At 34.5% G+C, this 22055-nt stretch carries 23 protein-coding genes and 1 pseudogene; 16 read left to right on the top strand and 8 right to left on the bottom strand.

Annotated elements, in window-relative coordinates:
- Positions 1–45 precede the first annotated feature (45 nt).
- Positions 46–360: a YlaH-like family protein gene (locus A9C19_RS12120; RefSeq protein ID WP_072580188.1), complete on the top strand. Its 315-nt coding sequence runs from the start codon at positions 46–48 to the stop codon at positions 358–360.
- Positions 361–718: 358 nt separating this feature from the next.
- Here the strand turns inward: A9C19_RS12120 and A9C19_RS12115 are convergent, their stop codons facing one another.
- Both A9C19_RS12115 and A9C19_RS12110 read right to left on the bottom strand, forming a co-directional pair.
- The gene (locus A9C19_RS12115) at positions 719–1150 is read right to left on the bottom strand and encodes a hypothetical protein (RefSeq protein WP_083584361.1); all 432 of its coding nucleotides are present in this window, start codon (positions 1148–1150) and stop codon (positions 719–721) included.
- The gene (locus tag A9C19_RS12110) at positions 1141–1344 is read right to left on the bottom strand and encodes a YlaI family protein (protein ID WP_072580187.1); all 204 of its coding nucleotides are present in this window, start codon (positions 1342–1344) and stop codon (positions 1141–1143) included. Before A9C19_RS12110 ends, A9C19_RS12115 begins: the two co-directional genes overlap by 10 nt.
- Before the next feature lie 465 nt (positions 1345–1809).
- On the opposite strand from A9C19_RS12110, the gene A9C19_RS12105 reads away from it, so the two are divergent.
- Positions 1810–2268 (top strand): pyridoxamine 5'-phosphate oxidase family protein, encoded by a 459-nt coding sequence (locus tag A9C19_RS12105; protein ID WP_072580186.1) that lies wholly within the window; start codon positions 1810–1812, stop codon positions 2266–2268.
- 329 nt (positions 2269–2597) lie between these two features.
- Here A9C19_RS12105 and A9C19_RS12100 read toward each other — a convergent pair whose 3' ends face one another.
- Positions 2598–3203 (bottom strand): YhcN/YlaJ family sporulation lipoprotein, encoded by a 606-nt coding sequence (locus A9C19_RS12100; protein WP_072580185.1) that lies wholly within the window; start codon positions 3201–3203, stop codon positions 2598–2600.
- A 220-nt stretch (positions 3204–3423) separates the two neighbouring features.
- On the opposite strand from A9C19_RS12100, the gene A9C19_RS12095 reads away from it, so the two are divergent.
- A complete protein-coding gene (locus A9C19_RS12095) occupies positions 3424–4752 on the top strand; it encodes a PhoH family protein (protein ID WP_072580184.1) in 1329 nt (442 codons plus the stop codon).
- A 391-nt stretch (positions 4753–5143) separates the two neighbouring features.
- Here A9C19_RS12095 and A9C19_RS12090 read toward each other — a convergent pair whose 3' ends face one another.
- A complete protein-coding gene (locus tag A9C19_RS12090) occupies positions 5144–5641 on the bottom strand; it encodes a molybdopterin-dependent oxidoreductase (protein WP_072580183.1) in 498 nt (165 codons plus the stop codon).
- Positions 5642–5942: 301 nt separating this feature from the next.
- Here A9C19_RS12090 and A9C19_RS12085 point away from each other — a divergent pair, with 301 nt between their 5' ends.
- Both A9C19_RS12085 and A9C19_RS12080 read left to right on the top strand, forming a co-directional pair.
- On the top strand, positions 5943–6224 hold the full coding sequence (locus A9C19_RS12085) for an Fpa/YlaN family protein (protein WP_072580182.1): 282 nt from the start codon (positions 5943–5945) through the stop codon (positions 6222–6224).
- Positions 6225–6467: 243 nt separating this feature from the next.
- Positions 6468–7694, top strand: a complete 1227-nt coding sequence (locus A9C19_RS12080) for an FtsW/RodA/SpoVE family cell cycle protein (RefSeq protein ID WP_072580181.1) — start codon at positions 6468–6470, stop codon at positions 7692–7694.
- 100 nt (positions 7695–7794) lie between these two features.
- Here the strand turns inward: A9C19_RS12080 and A9C19_RS12075 are convergent, their stop codons facing one another.
- On the bottom strand, positions 7795–8145 hold the full coding sequence (locus tag A9C19_RS12075) for a hypothetical protein (RefSeq protein ID WP_072580180.1): 351 nt from the start codon (positions 8143–8145) through the stop codon (positions 7795–7797).
- A gap of 286 nt (positions 8146–8431) precedes the next feature.
- Positions 8432–9064: a class I SAM-dependent methyltransferase gene (locus A9C19_RS12070; protein WP_072580179.1), complete on the bottom strand. Its 633-nt coding sequence runs from the start codon at positions 9062–9064 to the stop codon at positions 8432–8434.
- 251 nt (positions 9065–9315) lie between these two features.
- On the opposite strand from A9C19_RS12070, the gene A9C19_RS21350 reads away from it, so the two are divergent.
- Together A9C19_RS21350 and A9C19_RS12065 are read left to right on the top strand one after the other, a co-directional pair.
- A complete protein-coding gene (locus A9C19_RS21350) occupies positions 9316–9483 on the top strand; it encodes a hypothetical protein (RefSeq protein WP_199445781.1) in 168 nt (55 codons plus the stop codon).
- 163 nt (positions 9484–9646) lie between these two features.
- Positions 9647–11083 (top strand): cryptochrome/photolyase family protein, encoded by a 1437-nt coding sequence (locus tag A9C19_RS12065; RefSeq protein ID WP_072580178.1) that lies wholly within the window; start codon positions 9647–9649, stop codon positions 11081–11083.
- 22 nt (positions 11084–11105) lie between these two features.
- On the opposite strand, the gene A9C19_RS12060 is transcribed toward A9C19_RS12065, so the two are convergent.
- On the bottom strand, positions 11106–12062 hold the full coding sequence (locus A9C19_RS12060) for a COX15/CtaA family protein (protein WP_072580177.1): 957 nt from the start codon (positions 12060–12062) through the stop codon (positions 11106–11108).
- Positions 12063–12683: 621 nt separating this feature from the next.
- Between A9C19_RS12060 and cyoE the strand changes: the two genes are divergently transcribed.
- The 8 genes from cyoE (at position 12684) to A9C19_RS12020 (ending at position 20130) form a co-directional block, all read left to right on the top strand.
- Positions 12684–13613 (top strand): heme o synthase, encoded by a 930-nt coding sequence (cyoE, locus tag A9C19_RS12055; RefSeq protein ID WP_072580176.1) that lies wholly within the window; start codon positions 12684–12686, stop codon positions 13611–13613.
- 98 nt (positions 13614–13711) lie between these two features.
- Entirely contained in the window at positions 13712–14791 is a 1080-nt protein-coding gene (coxB, locus tag A9C19_RS12050) for a cytochrome c oxidase subunit II (protein ID WP_072581864.1), read from the top strand.
- A gap of 28 nt (positions 14792–14819) precedes the next feature.
- Positions 14820–16685, top strand: coding sequence for a cytochrome c oxidase subunit I (gene ctaD, locus A9C19_RS12045; protein ID WP_072580175.1), 1866 nt, complete (start codon positions 14820–14822; stop codon positions 16683–16685).
- Positions 16685–17311 (top strand): cytochrome c oxidase subunit III, encoded by a 627-nt coding sequence (gene ctaE / locus A9C19_RS12040; protein ID WP_072580174.1) that lies wholly within the window; start codon positions 16685–16687, stop codon positions 17309–17311. Before ctaD ends, ctaE begins: the two co-directional genes overlap by 1 nt.
- A gap of 4 nt (positions 17312–17315) precedes the next feature.
- Positions 17316–17648 carry a cytochrome c oxidase subunit IVB gene (gene ctaF / locus A9C19_RS12035; protein WP_072580173.1) on the top strand — a complete coding sequence of 111 codons (333 nt, stop codon included), beginning with the start codon at positions 17316–17318 and terminating at the stop codon, positions 17646–17648.
- A gap of 185 nt (positions 17649–17833) precedes the next feature.
- The gene (gene ctaG / locus A9C19_RS12030) at positions 17834–18733 is read left to right on the top strand and encodes a cytochrome c oxidase assembly factor CtaG (protein ID WP_072580172.1); all 900 of its coding nucleotides are present in this window, start codon (positions 17834–17836) and stop codon (positions 18731–18733) included.
- A gap of 68 nt (positions 18734–18801) precedes the next feature.
- Positions 18802–19269 (top strand): DUF420 domain-containing protein, encoded by a 468-nt coding sequence (locus A9C19_RS12025; protein WP_072580171.1) that lies wholly within the window; start codon positions 18802–18804, stop codon positions 19267–19269.
- A 336-nt stretch (positions 19270–19605) separates the two neighbouring features.
- Positions 19606–20130, top strand: coding sequence for a GNAT family N-acetyltransferase (locus tag A9C19_RS12020; protein ID WP_072580170.1), 525 nt, complete (start codon positions 19606–19608; stop codon positions 20128–20130).
- Positions 20131–20395: 265 nt separating this feature from the next.
- Here the strand turns inward: A9C19_RS12020 and ytvI are convergent, their stop codons facing one another.
- Complete coding sequence (ytvI, locus tag A9C19_RS12015) at positions 20396–21454, bottom strand: sporulation integral membrane protein YtvI (protein WP_072580169.1); 1059 nt, start codon at positions 21452–21454, stop codon at positions 20396–20398.
- A gap of 376 nt (positions 21455–21830) precedes the next feature.
- Between ytvI and A9C19_RS12010 the strand changes: the two are divergent.
- A pseudogene (locus tag A9C19_RS12010) lies at positions 21831–22049 on the top strand (transposase); the annotation flags it as partial.
- Positions 22050–22055 lie beyond the last annotated feature (6 nt).

The raw sequence follows: 22055 nt of genomic DNA, 5'->3' as shown, positions 1-22055 counted from the left end.
TATTCGTAAATTTCCTACTTCAATCATTGCAAGGAGGAATAAATGATGGATATCACAGATAAACTTTCCTTTTTTCCAAGCTTATATCAAGTAGTAGACCATCCCAAGTTAGGGATGTGGATGTTATATATAACCATTCTATTATTGTCTATCCTTGTTTATAAGCTCGGATTTGCACAAAAGCTTCCTATTTTAAAATCAGTAGTCATTTATACTTTTTTAGCATTAGGTTGTACAGTTTTAACCTTTTTAGGAATATTTCTTCCGGTTGCTGAAGGGTTAGTTGTAGCTGCTCTTATCCTCATCATCTATAAGATTAGACTACACCAATCGAAGAAACAAGAAGCTGAAAAAATTTAAAGAAAGAGTCCTGATTCGTGTATCAGGACTCTAATAAAAAGACTGTAAACAAAAACCGTTAAATCGGATTGTCTACAGTCTTTTATATTGGCTTAAGAAAGTGAAACTGGTTGTATGTCCTATATCGCTTACACAAAGATCTGAAGTGGATCTCATGTCTATTTAACCTCTATGGTCAGATTTACCCGTAGAGCCTTCATAGCTTATATATAGGATAACTAGAATGAATATCAAAATATAAAAGAGCTTATTTTTTCCTTACCTACCAAAATATCTGATAGTAAATAGTTATCCTATTTAAAGAAGATTTGTAACTCCTACTTCTTTTCTTTCGAGTGTAAATTGTTCCACAGGTTATTTAAGGTGCTTGTGGTTTTGTTCTTAATGGAATAGGTAGGATTACCGCATATAGTAGATGAGCTAGTACCCACCAAAAAATAGCGTGGAAATTATCAATACTTGGTGTTTCTTTTATTGCCAACAACGTCAAAGGGAAATATAAAAATAACGTTGGAAAAGTAATCAATAATGCTAGGAAAAATCTCGAGTTCCTTTTAGTGATTTTGAAGCTTTGGCATAATGCTACGAATACAATTCCTATAAGTAAGGATACAAAAACATGTAATGAGAATTCAACAAGCTCTGGTAAAGGGTTGGGATAGATAAAATCGATATTCAAAAGAAGGGTATAAACCTTTAGGCCTGAAGTTAGCTCAATCACCTTTAGAAATAAACCTAAAATAATTCCACTATAAAGACCTGAAAGGACTCCTCTTTTTATTATATCCATGAATCATCCGTCTTTTTATCTTCATATAACCTGAATTTTCCTGTTGCAATTCGAGCATTTGTTTTTTCTTCAATACGGTTGTAGCAATCTTGACACATATATGTATGAATAGGTCTGTTTCTCAGTCTTTTAGCAATCAACAATTCGTCATCAATAGATTCAACTTTATCACAAATAACACATTTTACTCTCATAATACAAACACCTCATAAAATAATTAGAATAATTTTCAATTGAAATTTTTTTATAAATAGATCCATTTCATAAATGCTTATTTTTTAAAGAAACACAGACCAACAGGATTGAAATACCTTTTAGCTTGTTGCTATTTATCAAGTGTCCGGTCTGGTTAAATTCCGTCCCAGTTGCTCGCTTTCCGCTGGCCAGATGATGAGCCTCACTCGGTGTATCTCACCTATCGCACTTTCTATTACTTATGGTATTGGGCTCTAATGATTCAATTTATGAAATGAATTCAATGAAGAAACAAAGAATGATGAATTTCCATTCCTGTGACAAAAGAAAGAGCACCAAAGAAAATATTTCCTTGTACTTTCAGTATATCATGCAACGTTTAAAAGAGAAAAAATTGTTTTAGTTGGAACACATTAAAAAAAAAGGTATGATAAATGTATAAAGTGGAAAGGGAGGATTCTAAAGTGGCAAACAAGGTAGAGACTTCATTGATTGATCCGCTATTTGAATGCTTACAAAAGGAGCAATTTTTAACGATTGCTACGATTGATCATGAAACATCAGCTCCTTATGTAAGTGCAATTTCATGGGTATATGCACCTGATAAAAAAAGAGTGTTTATTGCAATTGATCAACGCTCTAGAATTGTAGAAAATATTAAAAAACATCCTGCAATTGTTTTAACGTTAATTGCAAATGAATCTACATACTCCATTAATGGAAATGCACATTTAAAGGTAGATAAGTTAGAGGGTGTTCCTTTAAAGCTAACGCTCATAGAATTAAGAATTTCAGAAGTGCGTGATGTGATGTTTTATGGTTCGAAAATTAGTAAAGAGCCTAAATATGATAAAACATATGATGAAAAAGCTGCTACAAAATTAGACCAGCAAGTCCTTCAAGCGATGAAGGAGAATGCATAGATAAAAAGACTGACCTTATTTTTCCGAATTCATTTTAAAAATGATTAGATGATAAAAGAGTAGCATATACATCTTAATCAATGTCTCTAAAATGATATCGAAAGAGGCCAGTCTTTTCTATTTACGTTTGGTTGTTGCTATTAGAACCTAGTGAAAGATGTTTTAGCTTAATAGAAGTGTGGCTCTTTCTTTTCATGCTTACCATGCTCTATTATGTGAATTTGTTATTCCTGGTAAAAAATATAAGAAAAGAGCCATTCTACTAAGCATTAAGTGGGAAATAAAGAAAACGTTCAAAAAGTCTATTGACTGATCTTTAAAAGTAAAACTTATCTATCCATATTGTTGTTAGACTGATCGTGTTGTTCTTTTTCTAACATTTTCTCTTCTTCTTTATTTAGTTGGTCATCACCTTGTTCTGTGGGTTGTGTTTGTTGGTTATCTAAAATTTCGTTTGGAAGCTCAGGTATAACTCGTCCAACGATTGCAGCTAGCTCGTCAAGAATACCGATTATAGGACGTCCTTCTTCAATTTCTTTACCCATTTGTTTTAGTCTTGTATTCGTATCTGCGTCTGCAAGAACAATAGCTCGTGCTCCATAAGGGTCATGCATGAGGCTTTCGGCTACCGTATATTTTATGGATTCTACCTTATTACGATCTAAATTTGCATTAACATCAATTCCAACTACTGCGAATTGACCTAGTACTACTGCTGTTGCATCATTAACATCTGGTACTTCGTTTGCAAGCTCAACTAAATGTTTAGAAATTTCTTGTCCAGTTTTTCGATCAACATTTTCTTGCAGACTATTCTTAACATTTATAGGAGTACCGTTGTCACTTGAATTATCTGTATTTGGTGTACCTTGGTCTGTTGAACATCCTGTAAGGGTAAGGGAAATCAACAATAAAATAGGTAGGATGAAACGCATAAAATCACTCCTTTTTAAATTTAAAGTCACAAGAGATGAAAGGAAAAAGAGAAAGGTTTTTAGAAAAAAATTCTTGCTTTTTAATTTTATTGTCTAATAAACCTTCTATCTTTATTCATTCTTTCATATATTTTAGCAACGCTTCATTCACAGCTTGACTTTATTAAGCACCTAATTGTAAGACTCCATAAAAAAATAGCACGGAGTAGGAGGCGGAGGCTTGAGGAAGATTTACGTTTTAGACACAAATGTATTGTTGCAAGATCCAAATTCAATTTTTTCTTTTGAAGACAATGAAGTCGTGATTCCAGCAGTTGTATTAGAAGAGGTGGATTCAAAAAAAAGGTATATGGATGAAATAGGGCGTAATGCTAGACAAGTATCAAAATTAATTGACCAATTACGTGAAACAGGTAAATTACATGAGAAGATACCTTTACCAAATGGTGGTTCACTAAGAATTGAGTTAAATCATCGTTCGTTCCATCAGCTTCAAGAAATATTTATTGAAAAAACAAATGATAATCGTATTTTAGCTGTAGCAAAGAACTTATCTCTAGAAGAAGAAACGAAAGAGGATGGTAGTACCGTTATTTTAGTTAGTAAAGATACTCTTGTTCGAGTGAAAGCGGATGCCATCGGCTTAATAGCAGAGGATTTTCTAAGTGATCGTGTGGTAGAAATTGATCATATATACTCTGGTTTTCTTGATCTTTATATTAGTAGTGAAAATTTAAATCGATTTTATGAAAAAAATGAATTGATTCTTTCGGAGATCACAAACCATCCTTTTTATCCGAATCAATTTGTTGTAATGAAGGATGCTTTAGGTGGATCTGCTTCTGCCGTTGGGAAAGTCGATCAAGTAGGGAAGAAAATACAAAGACTCGTCTTTGACCATGAGCACATCTGGGGAATAAGACCAAGAAATGTCCAACAAACCATGGCATTAGAACTTCTTCTAAGAACGGACTTGCCTTTAGTGACGTTAATAGGTAAAGCTGGTACGGGTAAGACCTTATTGGCTCTAGCAGCTGGATTAATGCAAACTGAGGATTTGGGCTCGTACAAAAAATTATTAGTAGCAAGACCAATTGTACCTGTGGGTAAGGATTTAGGGTTTTTACCAGGTGAAAAGGAAGAAAAGCTACGCCCGTGGATGCAGCCGATTTATGATAATCTTGAGTATTTATTCAATACAAAAAAGCCTGGTGAATTAGATGCGATTTTAGCTGGAATGGGTTCTATTGAGGTAGAAGCACTCACTTATATAAGAGGGAGAAGTATTCCAGAACAAATCATTATCATCGATGAAGCGCAAAATCTCACAAAACATGAAGTGAAAACGATTCTTACTCGTGTTGGAGAGAAGAGTAAAATTGTGTTAATGGGTGATCCTGAGCAAATAGATCATCCATATCTAGACGAGTATAATAATGGGCTTACATATGTGGTTGAGAAATTTAAGGATCAACCAATTGCTGGCCATGTACGACTAGTAAAGGGAGAGAGATCAGGGTTAGCTCAATTAGCAGCAGATTTGTTGTAAGTTGTTTTTTAACATTTTGGAGAGAAACATAAAGTTGTAATCAAAAAAGAAGGCTAACGATTCTGGTTGATTGTTAGCCTTCTTATTATGAAAACTTATTGTTTATAAAAAATGGACCTTTGCGAAAGGTGCGAGGTGCCCAACAAAAGCTCACCGCTCATCTTAGGAATAACTGAACTTTATCTCCCTACGTTTACTCCCATCCTGTATCAACAAAGACTACAGCCTATTAAGAAGTAATAAAAGATTGGGAAAACAACCATATTAAAAGATAGAATGGCTAAAAGATTCTTTGTAGATGGTTTTGGTGTCTAGCTCCAGTACTTGGTTCCTCGAGAATCAACAGCTAATTTGATCCTTGGATAACCAAAACTTTTCGGCGCTTGTTCAATTATACAATCTCAATTTTTGTAATGTGTTTAATTGGATTCAGAACATTCGACCCATTACCATAATACACATGTATTGGTCCATCTTCTTTTAAAGGTTTACCGTTTAAACTGAATCCGACAATAACTTCCAATGCTTCACTTATTGGTAATGTTTCTACTGAATCTTTAGAGATAAATTTAACAGCTTGAGCATCCTCGCTCATTTCTGCATTTTCAAGAAATGGTCTTAACGGAATACCGAATGTGCCATTTAATATCCTTTGTCTTTCGTATGTACGTTCTGTCTTTAAGGTAGGAGGGTAAATAGCTCCTTCACGTATTTCACGCTCCCAGTGCTTAGAAACAGCTTTGGTATATTCCTCAAGCTCATCTTCCTTCTCAACCTCTTGATCAAAATAACTCGTCAAATCGACCTTTCTGTCATCGAAAATCCAAACTCCTGGATCTAAAGTAATCTGATATTTAATCTTCCCTGTTACCATAATTATTGACTCCATAACTCACACCCCTTACTAGGCTAGTATAAATCTTAATAGAGAATTTGTCACGGGTGCTGTCATATCTGGTGTCGATTACAAACGGGAACAAATAATATTTATTCAATGGAGTGGAATCAAAGAGTGTTCTAAATGTTAGTCGTGTTATCATTAGATTATTATGGTATTGAACTATAGGTGAATTTTCATCAGTTTAGGATGAAATATATTTGATTAGACGGTTTGTCCTTGCTTTTTTCATGAAATGGCTTTACTATTAATACATAGAATAGGGTAATCGCTCGGAAACGGAGGGATTAAATTGGCGTCTGAGATTGCTGTTAATCACCAAGAAAAAGCACTTGCGTTACTAAAAGCAGATGCTGATAAAATCATGAAATTAATTAAAGTTCAAATGGATAATTTGACGATGCCTCAATGTCCTCTTTATGAAGAGGTTTTAGATACGCAAATGTTTGGTTTATCTAGAGAAATAGACTTTGCTGTAAGGCTTGGCTTAGTTGAGGAACGTGAAGGGAAAACATTACTTGATTCACTTGAGCGAGAATTATCTGCTTTACATGATGCTTTTACAAGCAAATAAAGAAATGATATAAAACTCAAACTCTCGAGGTTTGAGTTTTTTACATTTGATGTAGCAACTCTTTATCATAGTCTTTGCTTAGTTTGAAAATGTGTGAATAAGGGAATTCGAACAATTTAGAAATGATCACCTTAGATTTATTCTTCTGAATGAAGGATTTTTGTTTCATTAAGTCGAAGATATAGTAAAATAAAAGCACAACTAGATGTACAAGATGTTAATTAACAAGGGAAGAGATACTTAATGATTAAAAAAATCTTAAAGTCATATGATTATGCGCTTATTTTAGCAGTTATTTTGTTGTGTTCATTTGGCTTAGTCATGGTCTATAGTTCAAGCATGATTACTGCTGTATCTCGTTATGGGTATGAACCAGATCATTTCTTTCAAAGACAGAAACTAGCTTTAATTGGCGGTAGCATTGCGTTCATCGCCATGATGATTTTCCCCTACCGTGCTTTCTTAAATAGTAAATTACTTAAGTTAATCGTATTAGGTTCCATCGCTATATTAGGATCTTTATTTTTTATTGGTCACGTAGCAGGTAATGCGAATAGCTGGATAAAAATAGGTGGATTAAGCTTGCAGCCAGGAGAATTTGTAAAACTAAGTGTAATCATTTACTTGGCTGCAGTATATGACAAAAAACAGTCATATATTAATTCATTTACAACAGGTGTACTACCTCCATTAATTTTCACGTTTATTATATGTGGTTTTGTTATTATCCAGCCAGATCTTGGGACAGCCTTTATCATTGGCATGATCGCGATCTGTATGATTTTATGCTCTGGTATGGGTATGAAAAGTATTGCCAAGCTGATTGGGATATTTGTAGCGGCTATTCTTCTCATAAGTCCTTTTATCTTATTAAATTCAGAGAAATTTATAACAGAGAAAAGAGTAGACCGATTTGTTGGATTTTCAGATCCGTTTGAACATGCATCAGCAGCAGGATATCAACTGGTTAATTCATTTTATGCCATTGGTTCTGGTGGTTTACAGGGAGTAGGGTTGGGTCAAAGCGTACAGAAATATGGTTACTTACCAGAATCCCATACAGATTTTATCATGGCGATTATAGCTGAGGAGCTTGGATTATTTGGAGTGATGTTTGTTCTAGTCCTTCTTACTTTTGTAGTATTAAAGGGGTTTGCAATCGCCAGAAAATGTCAGGATCCGTTTGGAACACTTTTAGCCATTGGTATATCTAGTATGATTGCTATTCAAGCAATGATTAATTTAGGTGGGTTAACGGGTTTAATTCCAATAACAGGTGTTCCGCTTCCTTTTATAAGCTATGGGGGCTCGTCGATCTTATTGCTTTTAATTTCAATGGGGTTATTAGTAAATGTATCCATGTTTACTAATTACAGAGAAACGTATAAAAAACCAGGTAGTTCAGTAGCATCAAGCACGACTAAACAAGTGAAGTCAATTCCACAACAACAAAGTAGTTCTATGAGATAAAAGAAGCCTTCCTAACGAGATGTAATCTAATAGGAGGGCTTCTTTTGTAGGTGGAATGATAAGTGTAAGTACCGAAAGACTTTAATAGAAGACATAGTCTCTATTTTTCTCCATACTTACTTTCTCGATTTGCCTGTCTATACTTACCGTTTTCAACTTTAATTGCTATTGCTTCGTCTATGCCTATTCCCTTAATAGAAAAAAGTTTGGTGCCTTTTTGGTATTCATTCGAAAAATTTCCAGTGTACGTACCTTCCAAGTCATTAAAGTGAGTAATTACTCCAATTTCCTCCTTTATTTCGTTTAAATATATATCCGTTACTCGATAAATAAAGCCATCCCAAACAACGAAAGCAAAAGCCCAATCTGCTGTAGAGCGATTAGACGACTTCTCTGAACACCCTACACCAACGATTAAGAGGAGCGATAAGACTAAGGATTTTCTTTTCATTCGTTTTCTCCTTTATTACGTTAGTCGTACGTTTAATAAAAGGGTTATGAAGTTAAAAGACTTCAAGTAAATAGAAAAAAGAGCATTGATGCATTGAACACACTTAAATGCATCGCTATTGGCTAAGCGATATGATATCCAGCTCCTACGTTCAGCCTCTTTAGGTTATAAGTCAATGTAGAATGAAGGTAATGGACCGCATTTATTCTATTGCTCTTGTTGCTCGAGAAGGAACTTGTGCTTTTGAGCTGACTTGCACTGAAAGGGAGAGAGTTGAATTGATTTATTAACCAGGATGAATAGTCCTTTTTGTTAGTATAATTTTCCTATACATTCCATTAAACATTATGTCGGTATCTTCTTGAACGATTATTGTATTGATATGCTTTTCATATAATGTTTCAAAGGAAATGCCTATATCAGTTCCTAATAATTTGATGAGGGGTCTCATTCCCTTTTTACATAGAGAAAGTTCAGTATTTTTAGGGATGAATTTATCAAAAATGATAAGGCTCCCATTTGGCTTCAACACTCGAATCATCTCTTCAAGACATTTAACTGGATCCGGTACAACTGATAAGATAAGACTTCCTATAATAATATCAAATTGATGATCTTGGAAACTCATATCCTGAGCGTCCATTCTTAAAAAATGTATAGGTGTTTCTTTAAATTTAGTTTTTGCTTTATTGAGCATTTCAAATGAGTAATCAATGGCTGTAATATCTAATTCTTTATGTTGGATTAATTCCAAATCTGCTCCGGTACCTATGCCAACGAATAGTATTTTTTGCGTTCTTTCAAATTCGATTTTACTAAATATTTCTTTCCGAGCGTTTAGGAAACGTCCCGTGTTAAAAAAAGAATCATATATAGGAGACCATATTTTATAAATGATCTCATTCCAACGATTATTCATATCTCACCTCAATTGAATGATTTTGTTATACTTTTTACTAAATTTAACATACTCAACCTGAATTCAACATAGAATTTCAACTTTTATTTGGTGAAACCTTGCTAAGATGGTCCTATTTTAATTAAACAAGCAAGGTTTCTTGAAGAGGACATGACAAGAAAATCGTTTTTTATAGTTTATTCGGCTATTATACAATCTTAATTAACATGCAATCGACATTATATTTACAAACAAAACTAAAAGCAGACAAAGTGAACAAAAAGCATATTGGTGCTATAGTACCGGGAACTGTACTCAAAGTCTTAGTTGGTCATGGTGAAAAAGAAAAAAAGGGTCATCTTAGCATGACAGAAGCTATGGCAATGGAGACAACTGTGCAAGCTCCAATCACAAAAAAAGGAGCGGCTCTACTTCGATAATGGAGAAAACATTCAAACTGGAGAAGTACATATAGAGATCCTACATTCTGATTAGCGACAATTGACTTACTCTTCGAAGTCAAACAAAGAACTAGCTTCCTACAGCACATTAAAATTATCCCATTCTAGTTAATCTGACTAAAATAGACAGAGAGGTGAGAAAATGGAACTGGGTGCGGTTTGGTTTCGGAGAGATTTTCGACTGCAGGATCATACAGCTTTATTTGAAGCAATGAAATGGTGTAAAAAGGGAGATCGTAAACTAGTCTTTCTTTTTCATGTGAATACAAGGTTTATAAGTACAAGTATAGATTTAAGTGATCAATATTTCTTTGTAGCTTTACATGATTTCGTTTATCAGCTTATGAAAGATGGAATTATCATCCATCTTATATATGGTAATGAAGAAGAATTTGTTTCACAAGTGATAACTCGCTATCCTACTCTGACGACCATTTTTTTTAACGAGGATGATGTAGGATATGGATTAGGAAGAGATCAAAGGATTTGTAATCTATTTCGTAATAGAAATGTGAATAGTTATGGATTCCAAGATGCGTATATTCATGGGAAAGAGGATGTTCTTAAGAAAGATGGGACTTTATATAAAGTATTTACACCTTATTATAAAGTATGGAGAAATCAGCAAAAGCCTAAGCCTCTTCTACTAGATAAAGACGAAATGATCAAACTCCTTTATCATCATGAACACTCTCAAGAAGAGGAATTTTTGAAACTAAATGAGATTTTGACATCATGCCGCCAAGATTTTGAACTTGTTGGACAAAGAAAAGCAATAGATCAACTAGAGTTATTTATGAAAGACAATGTAGGACGGTATTCAACTTTACGTAATTTACCATACGTAAAAGGTACAAGCCGAATGTCCCAATTTCTTAGAGTAGGAAATATTTCTGCAAGAATGATCTTTCAACATGTAATAAACACTCCGTCTCTTATTGAAGATGAGAGAGAGACATTTTTAAAAGAATTAGCATGGAGAGATTTTTATCATATGATCTATGCAAATGTCCCTTCAATGAAAACAGAAGAGTTAATGTCAAAGTATCGTTCTATTAAGTGGAATCATGATGTAGATAAATTTCGTACTTGGTGTGAAGGGAAAACAGGATACCCTATTGTTGACGCAGGAATGAGACAATTAAATTCAACTGGTTGGATGCATAATCGTTTGCGTATGATTACGGCATCTTTCTTAGTGAAAGATTATTTAATTGATTGGCGTTTAGGAGCGGAGTATTTTTCAAAAAAGCTGATAGACTATGATGAATGTATTAATATTGGCAGCTGGCAATGGTGTGCATCAGTTGGCACCGATGCCGTCCCTTATTTTAGAGTTTTTAATCCTATTACACAATCTAAGAAATTTGATCCAGAAGGAAAATATATTAGAAATTTTATGAATGAATTAAAAAATGTCGAAACGAAGTATATTCATGAACCGTGGAAGATGAATGAGATGGAACAAACAAGTAAGGGTTGCATTATTGGAAAGGATTATCCTTATCCGACAGTAGACCATAAGGAGCAACGTAAGAAGGCAATAAGGATGTTTGAAGAGGTAGGGGAAATGAAGTGAAATAAAAAAGAGGGAACGTTTATTATAACGTTTCCTCTTTTTTCGGAATTGATGAGTTCTTTGAAGAGAACACATCAGCTTGTGCGTTACTACGGCTAACTAATAATAAAAAGTAGCTTAAAAGACCGAAAAGACATGAAATAATTAAGGCGTGTGCCAATGAGACAAATAAATTCAAACCAGTTAGAACAACTAACGCTCCTGTTGTCACTTGGAATGATACTAAACAGAAGGCTATAATCCAGCCCCAGTAAACAACACGCTGATGTTTATAGGATCTAATAGCACGCCAAGCCGCATATGTAATCCAAAGAAAGATTAGTCCTGCAGCGAATCGATGTCCCATTTGTATCCATTCATGTAAAGTTGTGGGAAGTCCGTTAGCGCGACCACTACATATAGGCCACTCAGGACACGCTAGACTCGCTCCTTTATGTCTTACATAAGCACCTGTGTAAACGACTACATAAGAGTATAGGATAATACCAACCATATGAAATTTCATCTCTTTGCTAATAAGAAGAGACCTGGCATCAAATTTCTTATCTACCTCAAATATCAATAGTGTTAATAATAATACAGATGCAAATGAAATAAGAGAAATACCAAAATGTAGAGCTAGAACGGCATCGGATTGTCCCCATTTTACTGCTGCTGCACCAATCAATGCTTGGAGGACTAAGAAGAAAAAGGACAATATACTTAAAAACTTAGTTTCTCTAATATGACCTATTGTTCTCCATGCCCATACTGAAAGAACCAAAACAGCAAGTCCAGCAAGACCGCTTACAAGACGATGGCTTAATTCAATGACAAGCTCAAATGTGATTTCACTTGGTATAATTTCTCCATGACATAAAGGCCATGAATCCCCACACCCTGCACCAGACTCGGTTTTTGTAACTAAAGCACCACCAATTAAGACGAGTAACATGATGATTGTTGTAAAAACAGCAAACCACTTTAGAGCACGTTGCAAAATGTTCACCTACTTATGTTGTAAAATAATAAGTTCATAAGTCATACTAATCGATCGTACACAATGTCGAACGAAAAGACAATAACTAAGACTAAATGTTCACAAAGTTATTAGATATTAGAAAGCCTAGATGGATTGATCTCACTACTAGTTAAACTAAATGAAAAGGTAGTAAGAAAGTATTCATTCAGTACATTTGTATTTATAAGTGTCTAAACTCTGCAATTTAAGACTAAACTAATAGCTTTCAGCAAACTAGTTAGTGAATTACTTTTTTTTCCTAAGTATGTGTTCCTATTTTATGATAAAATAGAAACGTCATAATATAGAAGGAAAGATCCAACTTCACAATTTCGACATAAATACTTCATAAAATGTTCACAAAGAATAAGGTAATTATGTTTTAATAACAAGTAGACCGTTTTGTAATGAGCGTTTTTCTAGTATGATATTATATGGAAATGATATGTATTGCAACCGCCTTCATAAAAGGCAAGGATGCAATATAGTAAAGTATAAAGTTTATTTTCGAAAATTGTTTAAAAATGTCTACTAAATTTAGTTAACTGATATTTTTAAAGTTTAATTTTTTGAAAAAAGAGCGTTAAGGAGGTACGTAGTTTGGCTAATACTAAGACTTTCGATGAAGCTTCATTGAACCAAGCTTCTAGCGATATACGAGAAACAACGATTTGGAAAGAATTCTTAGCATTAATTAAAGTTGGTATTGTAAACTCAAATGCCATTACGACATTTACAGGCATTTGGCTTGCCCTTTATTTTTCAGGAAAGGGTTTTCTAGGAAATATTGATGTTGTATTATTTACTATGATTGGTTCTTCATTAGTTATAGCAGGTTCATGTGCTATTAATAATTTCTACGATCGAGACATCGATCATTTAATGGAAAGAACAAAGGATAGACCAACTGTTACGGGGAAAATGAATCCAATTCAAGCATTGTGGATAGGTATTTTCCTTCTAACTCTAGGCTTTTGTTTTATGTTAATGACAACACTAACGGCAACCATTATTTCATTAGTTGGTGTGGTAACATATGTGTTTCTTTATACGATGTGGTCTAAACGACTTTATACTATTAATACTGTGATTGGTAGTATCTCTGGAGCTGTACCGCCATTAATTGGTTGGGCTGCAGTTGATTCAACATTAAGTGTTCAAGCATGGGTTTTATTCTTAATCATGTTTATCTGGCAGCCTCCTCATTTCCTGGCTTTAGCTATGAGAAGAACGGAGGAATACCGTGCGGCAAACATTCCTATGTTACCGGTAGTTCATGGTTTTGCGGTGACAAAAAGACAAATTATGGTTTGGATTGCATGTCTACTACCGCTACCGTTCTACTTATATGAATTAGGTACAGGATTCCTCATCTTGGCAACCATCTTAAATATCGGTTGGTTTGTTATTGGAATTAAAGACTTTAAAAATAAAGAGAAAGAATTGAAATGGGCAACAAAAATGTTTGTTTATTCCATTAACTATTTAACAATTCTCTTTGTATCAATGGTACTTTTTACCATTGTTTAATCTCGAAATTCTTTCTTATAAAGAATTTATTTATAAACAGGTTTCCTTTATTTTTCAAGGGGAATTTTAAATTATTGAAAGAGGGGTTTGATTTAGCTATGAGAAAATGGCTGACAAAATGGCGTCTGTTTTCATTATTTGCAATGCTGACGCTCGTCTTAGCCGGCTGTGGTGAACCGTTTCTTTCCACACTTAAGCCTGCTGGTGAAGTAGCGGATATGCAGTACGACTTAATGGTCCTAAGTACGCTCATTATGGTTGTAGTCATTGCAGTCGTAACAGTAATCTTCATTTACGTTATTGTGAAGTTCAGAAGACGTGAAGGAGAAGAAAACAACATTCCTGTTCAAGTAGAAGGGAATCATAAGCTAGAAATCATTTGGACTGTAATTCCTATCTTATTATTAATTGTTTTAACAGTACCTGTTGTTTCTGCGACTTTTAAGCTTGCAGAAGTAGACGCAATTGATGATGAAAACCGTAAACCAGAAGATGCAATTGTAGTTAACGTAAGAGCAAATCTTTATTGGTGGGAATTTGAATATCCTGACTATGGAGTAGTAACAAGTCAAGATTTAATCGTGCCGACTGATGAAAGAGTATACTTTAATTTAATCGCTTCTGATGTAAAGCACTCATTCTGGATTCCATCTGCTGGTGGTAAGATGGATACAAATACAGAAAATGTAAATCAAATGTGGTTAACATTTGATTCTGAGAGAGCGGATCAAGCGGGCGAATATTTCTATGGGAAATGTGCTGAGCTTTGCGGACCTTCACATGGTTTAATGGACTTTAAAGTAAAAGCCATTACAAGAGACGAATTTGACCAATGGATCTCTGACATGGAAACGGCTGAAGCTGTTGCTTCAACTGATTTAGCTGTACAAGGTGAACAATTATTTGAAGAAAAAGGCTGTATTGCGTGTCACGCAATTTCTCCAACAGATGAGCGTCCTGCAGCAGCTAGAACAGCACCAAACCTAGCTACATTTGGTGAGCGTGCTCGAGTAGCAGGTATCCTTGATCATAACGCTGAAAATGTTCGTAATTGGTTAAAGGATCCAGAGACGTATAAACCAGGCAATAAGATGACAAACACATATGATACATTGTCTGATGAAGAGCTTGACGCTCTAACTGAATACTTAATGGGACTTAAAGTTTCAAGTAATTAATTAGCAAAATGAAAAGGGAGGTAACACTGTGAGCACGTTAACTCAGAAAAAGGGGATCGGTGCAACAATATGGGACTACTTAACAACTGTTGACCATAAAAAGATTGCGATCCTTTACCTGATATCCGGTGGCTTCTTCTTCCTTGTTGGTGGATTAGAAGCGATGCTGATACGTATTCAGCTGGCCGTTCCAGATAATGACTTTGTTAGTGCAGGCCTTTATAACGAAATACTAACAATGCATGGAACGACTATGATATTTCTGGCAGCAATGCCATTATTATTTGCATTAATGAATGCAGTTGTACCTTTACAAATTGGTGCACGTGACGTAGCATTTCCGTTTTTAAACTCTTTAGGTTTTTGGTTATTCTTCTTTGGAGGAATCTTCCTAAACTTAAGTTGGTTTTTAGACGGAGCACCTGACGCGGGTTGGACTTCATATGCTTCCTTAGCATTACATTCACCTGGACATGGTGTAGATTTTTATTTACTAGGTTTACAGGTGTCCGGTATTGGTACACTTATAGCCGGGATAAACTTCCTTGTAACTATTATTAATATGCGTGCCCCTGGTATGACGTATATGCGTATGCCACTGTTTACTTGGACGACATTTGTAGCATCTGCACTTATCTTATTTGCATTCCCTGCATTAACTGTAGGATTAGCGCTACTAATGTTTGACCGCTTGTTTGATACAGCATTTTTTAACCCAGCTCTAGGTGGTAACACTGTAATATGGGAGCATTTATTCTGGATCTTCGGACATCCTGAAGTATACATCTTAATTTTACCAGCATTTGGTATTTTCTCGGATATTCTTCCGGTGTTCGCTAGAAAACGCTTATTCGGATATTCTTCAATGGTATTTGCTACCGTTTTAATTGGATTCTTAGGCTTCATGGTGTGGGCTCACCACATGTTTACGACTGGCTTAGGTCCAATTGCAAACGCTATTTTTGCTGTAGCAACTATGGCTATTGCTGTACCTACAGGAATTAAGATCTTTAACTGGCTATTTACGATTTGGGGAGGATCTATTCGATTTACTTCTCCAATGATCTGGTCTGTTGCTTTCATTCCAACTTTCGTAATGGGTGGGGTAACAGGTGTTATGCTTGCGGCTGCAGCAGCTGACTATCAGTACCATGACACTTACTTTGTTGTCGCTCACTTCCACTATGTTATTGTTGGTGGAGTAGTATTTTCATTATTTGCTGGAGCAATTTATTGGTGGCCAACAATGTTTGGTAAAATGCTTAATGAAAAGTTAAATATCGTTACATTTATCCTATTCTTTATTGGATTCCACCTAACTTTCTTTATCCAGCATTTCTTAGGGTTAATGGGTATGCCTCGTCGTGTATTCACTTTCCTGCCAGGTCAAGGATTGAATGTAGGAAATGCTATTAGTACAGTCGGTGCGTTTTTAATGGCCGCTGCTACGATTATCTTACTTTATAATATTGTTTTAACAGCTATTAAAGGTAAGAAGGTTGGCATGGATCCTTGGGGTGATGGTCGTACACTTGAGTGGGCAATTCCATCTCCACCACCTGAATATAACTTTAAACAAACGCCACTTGTTCGTGGATTAGATGCTTTATGGATTGAAAAAATGGAGGGTAACAAAGAGATGACACCTGCTGAGCCTCTTGGTGACATTCATATGCCTAATGGTTCAATCTTACCTTTCATCATGTCATTTGGATTATTCGTTGTATCATTTGGTTTGATGTATCGTGAAGACTATAGCTGGGGATTAGCAGCAATCTTTGTTGGTTTTATTATTACGTTGGCTGCAATGTTCCTACGATCTATTATTGATGATCATGGATATCATATTCATAAAGAAGATTTAATGAATGAAGATAAAGGAGGGAAAGCATAATGGCAAATGTTGAGGAAAAATTAACGGCAGAAAATTTTCCTGCTTCGCCTGAAAGAGCTACCCTCGAAGGTAAAAATAAGTTTACAGGCTTTTGGTTATTCTTAGGTGGAGAGACCGTACTTTTCGCTAGTCTCTTCGCAACATTTTTAGCATTACGTGAATCAACTGCTGGAGGAGCTTCAACACAGGATTTATTTGAAATTCCACTAGTGTTTGTAGCAACAATGCTACTTTTAACATCAAGTTTAACAAGTGTATATGCAATGTATCACATGAAGAACTTTAATTTTGGTAAAATGCAGCTATGGTTGATTATCACTGTTCTTTTAGGTTTTGCATTCCTCCTGCTTGAGATTTATGAATTTAACCATTATGTTCATGAATTTGAGTTTACAATTACAAGTAGTGCATTAGGATCGGCTTTCTATACGTTAGTTGGAACACATGGTCTTCACGTTGCATTTGGTCTTCTTTGGATCACAACTTTAATTGTTCGTAATGCTAAACGTGGCTTAAGCTTATACAATGCGCCTAAATACTATTTAGCTAGTTTATATTGGCATTTTATTGACGTAGTTTGGGTATTTATCTTTACAGTAGTATACTTAATGGGAATGGTGGGATAAATTGATGGCAAATAATCACAATTCAGCAAACCCTAAAGTAGATCTTACTTACCGCCGTAAAAAAAATGCAGAAGATATGAAGCACCAAATCATAACTTTTTCTATGATGATTTTCTTAACAATTATAGCGTTTATTGCAGTTGGCTATGACGGAATTGGCGAATGGTTTAAGATTCCATTTATCATCACATTGGCAGTCATTCAAGTTATTTTCCAACTCTATTATTTTATGCATATGAGTCATAGAGGCCATGAGGCAGCAGCTTTATTCTTGTTCTCAGGTGTTGGTGTTGCAGGACTTACTGTTCTAGCATTTATGACAATTATCTGGTGGTAAATCTCTTATGAAAAAGAGCAATTGGCTTTCGCTAATTGCTCTTTTTCCTGTGGTTTAAAGAGATATTCATTCTTCAATGACGATCTTCAAATTAGAATATGTATTTGTCATAGAACGTTCATTGATAGAGTTTGATTGGATGTGTATAATATTTGTGAAGGACTAGCTTAAGGAGCTGAAAACATATGAGCTTTGATATATTCGGATTTCGTGCATTATGGAGTCCTTACTTTCTACTTATTCTTGTGTTAATAACCATCTTATATTTCTTAATTATTGGACCTTGGCGTCATAAATTCAAGGAAAGTGAACCTATTCCTACTAAACAAAAAATTCTCTTTGTCCTTGCTATTTTCACGCTTTATATTAGTAAGGGGAGTCCTGTAGATTTGCTTGGTCATATCATGTTTAGTGCCCATATGACACAAATGGCGATTTTGTATCTTGTTGTTCCTCCATTACTTATTTTAGGTATTCCTAATTGGTTATGGAAAACGTTAATATACAGGCCTGTTATTAAGCCAATACTAAAGGTATTGACTAATCCTATTATTGCACTAATCCTTTTTAATGGCATATTCTCTATCTATCATGTACCTTTAGTCTTTGATTTTGTTAAAACAGATCCTGTGTATCACTCTATAATGTCGACTGTCATTTTCTTTGGTGCTATGTTAATGTGGTGGCCACTTTTAAACACATTGCCAGATTGGAAATCGCTTACAGGTATAAAGAAAGTAGGTTATATCTTTGCAGACGGTGTATTATTAACACCAGCCTGTGCATTAATTATCTTTGCAACAGACCCACTATACTTAACATACTCTGAGCCTCAAGCTTGGATTAATGCTTTACAGTTATGTGTTCCAGCAGATATGCTCTCAGGGTTAAATTTAACAGGTCCTGAAATGTTTAACATACTTCCAACCGTTGAAGATCAACAGTTAGGCGGGGTTCTTATGAAGATAATACAAGAAATTGTATATGGAACAATACTTGCCTATATCTTTTTTCAATGGGCTGGAAATGAACGAAAGAAAGATGAACTTGAGTTACAAGAAACCCTTTCACCGAAACCTAACTAAATGAATTGGCTGACTTGTTAAGGAGTCAGTCCCTACATAGGAAAATTGTTTACAAGAGAGGACGAAAAATGAATACTTCATTACCAATTTTACCGACTATTAGTACAACATTTATCGTATTAAGTGCAATTTCTGTTGCGATTGGATGGTACTTAATAAAACAACGAAAAATTAATGCACATATAAAAGTAATGACAATTGCAGCAGTCTTTGCCGTGCTTTTCTTCATTATCTATGCTTCTAGAACCATTTTTATTGGTAATACAGCCTTTGGTGGTCCAGATGATATTAAGATTTATTATACTATTTTCTTAATCTTTCATATAACTTTGGCTACAGTTGGTGCTGTTCTAGGAATAATCTCCTTAGTTACTGGTTATAAGAAAAAATATGAAAAGCATCGTAAGCTTGGTCCTGTTACGAGTATTGTTTGGTTTTTTACTGGAATTACGGGTTTAGCTGTTTATTTATTACTTTACGTTTTTTACCATGGTGGAGAAACAACATCGGTTATTAAAGCAATATTAGGTTTTTAAACATATTTCATGGGTGGTTTAGAATAAAATGTTCTAAACCACCCTCTTTTTATTGTCATTTGCCGTTTTCAAGAGATATCTTTATTGATTAATGCACCAAGCCTGATCAAATTCTCTGTACTTTTGTTTCTTCATAATGTAAATCTCCGAGTAGCTTTCACTACTGCAAATGTTTGATTTATATGAACAATGTGATGGGGAACAACCCTTATTTGTATCACTCTCACCTTGCTCTATAAACAGGTGTAGAATCGTTAACTTTCTTCCTACACCTACACACAATGAATGAACATCGTTTAGAAGGGAAGGCAACTAAGCTAGAGGGGAGAGAATGTCTTGATTGAAATACTTACAAATCGTTTAATGATCGTGCCATGTTCACTTGATATTGCAAAGTCACTTATTTTTCATAGAAAGGAATTAGAAAAAAGGTCTCCAATCGGTATTCCTGCCTCATGGCCGTCTTCTATTGTAAAGGGATTTTTACCATATTATATTGAGGAATTAGAAACAGATAAGAAAGATAATGATTTTGGATTTTGGTTGATTATTTTGTATGAGGAAAAGAAAATTATAGGAGATTTAGTCATGGAAGGCCGTCCTATAAAAGATGGAACAGTTTCTTTAGATTATCATCTTGACATTTCAAAAGAAAAAACAACAGATGAAACAATTGCGTATGAAGCAATTGACGCATTAATCGATTGGTTGACTTATCAAAAGTCTGTAAAAAAGATTGTGATGGAGTGTAGACGAGACCAAGAACAAGTAATCCATCTATTAAATCGCTTAGGCTTCATATGTCAATCTAAGGAAGGGTCGTTTTTAAAGTGGGAAATGCAAAAAAGAGATAACTTATAAGAGGAAGTAATTCATTATCATAAGGTGCGTACAACTAGATAGTTAAGAAAGACGTGGCTATTCTTTACAGATAAACACCTACCAAACTTGATTATCCTATTGAATTTGAGACTTTCCTTAGCTCATCTGCCTGCTCAGAACGCTTTACAGTTGGTAAGCAAGAGCCTATGCTTAGAAATTAAACATACATTGTGCTAGAAAATTAACATGAAACGTAAAGAAATCGATTAAAAAAGCGAGGAGTAGGGGAGACCCATATCCTCGCTTATATTTTAAATTTAATTTTAATAATTCCTGCTTCACGAGCAGAATTGTAAACAATTAATAACATTGGACCAATGAAGAAACCTAATACACCAAACAATTTTAATCCTAAATACATAGAGATTAAAGTTGATAAAGGAGATAAACCAATGTGGGTGCCCATTACTTTTGGTTCGATTGTTCGTCTAATAACAAGTAAGATAACTGTTAGAATTCCTAACTTTGCAGCTAAAGTAACATCTCCAGTAATTAAGTGGTAGAGTGACCAAGGTCCCATAATAATAATTGAACCTATTAAGGGGATAACATCAATAATCCAAATAATGAGAGACATAATTAAAGCAATTTCGGGTGCGATAAACAATAAACCGATAAACGTTGTGACAAAAATAATTACACTTACTAAGAACTGAGCCTTTATAAAACCCATTACAACGAAATTAAGTCTCGAAGTCATAAATGCTACTTTTTCAGCTGTTTTTTGGGTTAAATAAGAATAAAATTTTAGCTTTAATCTTGGGAGTTCTAACATGAATAAGAAAAGAGCAATTAAATAGACAATCAAATTAACTAAATAGTTTGGAATATTTGTAAATAAAGCTTTTATATTATCTATATTTACATAGCTTGTCAGATCAGTTCTTGCTGTTTGAAGGAAATTTGTTACCTGATCACTTATCTCGTTGACAATAAATTGAGGTAAATCCTTCGTAGTTGTTGTCAAATCATCTTGAAAGTTTTCCCAGACTTTTGTAATTTCGTTTATATAGGATGGAGCGTTATCTACAATTTGAACAACTTCTCCAATTACCTTTGTTGTTAGAATATAACCGGACACACCTATAAGGACGACAAATAATAAGAAAACAAATAGGACAGACAACTGTCTGTTCAGCTTCGCTCTATGTTGAAGCAACTTAATAGCTGGTTCAAGAAAGAGGGCTGTAACAAATGCTACGATTAATGGAACAGAAATAGGAAGGATGAAAAATCCAATAATCCCTATTATTATGATAGTTACGATTGTGAGAATTGTACGTTTGTTAAAAAATGTGGTCAATATGGTGCCCCTCTCTTACTAAACATTTCTTATCTTATTATAGTATGTAATGCTTAATAAAACAAAGGAAATTCATCGATAATTCCTATTTTTCAAACCCTTTATTTCTATTTCATTAATCGATTCTTACAAAGATTTGATAGTAATAATGTCAATATTGAATATCCGATGTATGTATACGCTAAACAAAAAGAGTCTGACCCAAAAGTCTAGATTTTAGACCTTGGGTTAGCCTCTTTTCATACTTTTATCTTTTTAATTCAGTTAACGTAAAAACCGGGACGTTCCATTCCACTATCGTTCTAAAATTGTATTCATAGAAGCAAAACCCCTACGAAAACAGTCTTTTTTAAAGAATAATTAAACAACAAAAAAATCGGGGAGTCAAACTCCTGATTTTCGAACGATCAATCGGTTTCGATCTGATCGTATGAAAGACATTATCTATCAAGTCTTCTTTTCAATTGTAGAGTTACTACGTGAAAAAGGATTGGTAAAGCTGGAGCACTATTTTGTTGATGGGACTAAGATAGAAGCAAATGCAAATCAATATACATTTGTTTGGAGAAAAGCGACAGAAAAATACGAAAAAAAATTCGTG

The sequence above is a fragment of the Bacillus weihaiensis genome (genome assembly GCF_001889165.1).
In the GTDB taxonomy this organism is placed as follows: domain Bacteria; phylum Bacillota; class Bacilli; order Bacillales; family Bacillaceae; genus Metabacillus; species Metabacillus weihaiensis.
The sequence above is the reverse complement of the archived record's forward strand: the minus strand, read 5'-3'. Positions and strand labels throughout refer to the sequence as shown.

Coding starts and splice junctions, on each gene's coding strand:
- A9C19_RS12075 (WP_072580180.1), bottom strand. CDS start 8,145: ATGAAAAGAAAATCCTTAGTCTTATCGCTCCTCTTAATCGTTGGTGTA.
- A9C19_RS12070 (WP_072580179.1), bottom strand. CDS start 9,064: ATGAATAATCGTTGGAATGAGATCATTTATAAAATATGGTCTCCTATA.
- A9C19_RS12025 (WP_072580171.1), top strand. CDS start 18,802: ATGAATACTTCATTACCAATTTTACCGACTATTAGTACAACATTTATC.
- A9C19_RS12065 (WP_072580178.1), top strand. CDS start 9,647: ATGGAACTGGGTGCGGTTTGGTTTCGGAGAGATTTTCGACTGCAGGAT.
- A9C19_RS12115 (WP_083584361.1), bottom strand. CDS start 1,150: ATGGATATAATAAAAAGAGGAGTCCTTTCAGGTCTTTATAGTGGAATT.
- A9C19_RS12100 (WP_072580185.1), bottom strand. CDS start 3,203: ATGCGTTTCATCCTACCTATTTTATTGTTGATTTCCCTTACCCTTACA.
- ctaG (WP_072580172.1), top strand. CDS start 17,834: ATGAGCTTTGATATATTCGGATTTCGTGCATTATGGAGTCCTTACTTT.
- coxB (WP_072581864.1), top strand. CDS start 13,712: ATGAGAAAATGGCTGACAAAATGGCGTCTGTTTTCATTATTTGCAATG.
- A9C19_RS12120 (WP_072580188.1), top strand. CDS start 46: ATGGATATCACAGATAAACTTTCCTTTTTTCCAAGCTTATATCAAGTA.
- A9C19_RS12110 (WP_072580187.1), bottom strand. CDS start 1,344: ATGAGAGTAAAATGTGTTATTTGTGATAAAGTTGAATCTATTGATGAC.
- ctaF (WP_072580173.1), top strand. CDS start 17,316: ATGGCAAATAATCACAATTCAGCAAACCCTAAAGTAGATCTTACTTAC.
- A9C19_RS12080 (WP_072580181.1), top strand. CDS start 6,468: ATGATTAAAAAAATCTTAAAGTCATATGATTATGCGCTTATTTTAGCA.
- ctaE (WP_072580174.1), top strand. CDS start 16,685: ATGGCAAATGTTGAGGAAAAATTAACGGCAGAAAATTTTCCTGCTTCG.
- A9C19_RS12090 (WP_072580183.1), bottom strand. CDS start 5,641: ATGGAGTCAATAATTATGGTAACAGGGAAGATTAAATATCAGATTACT.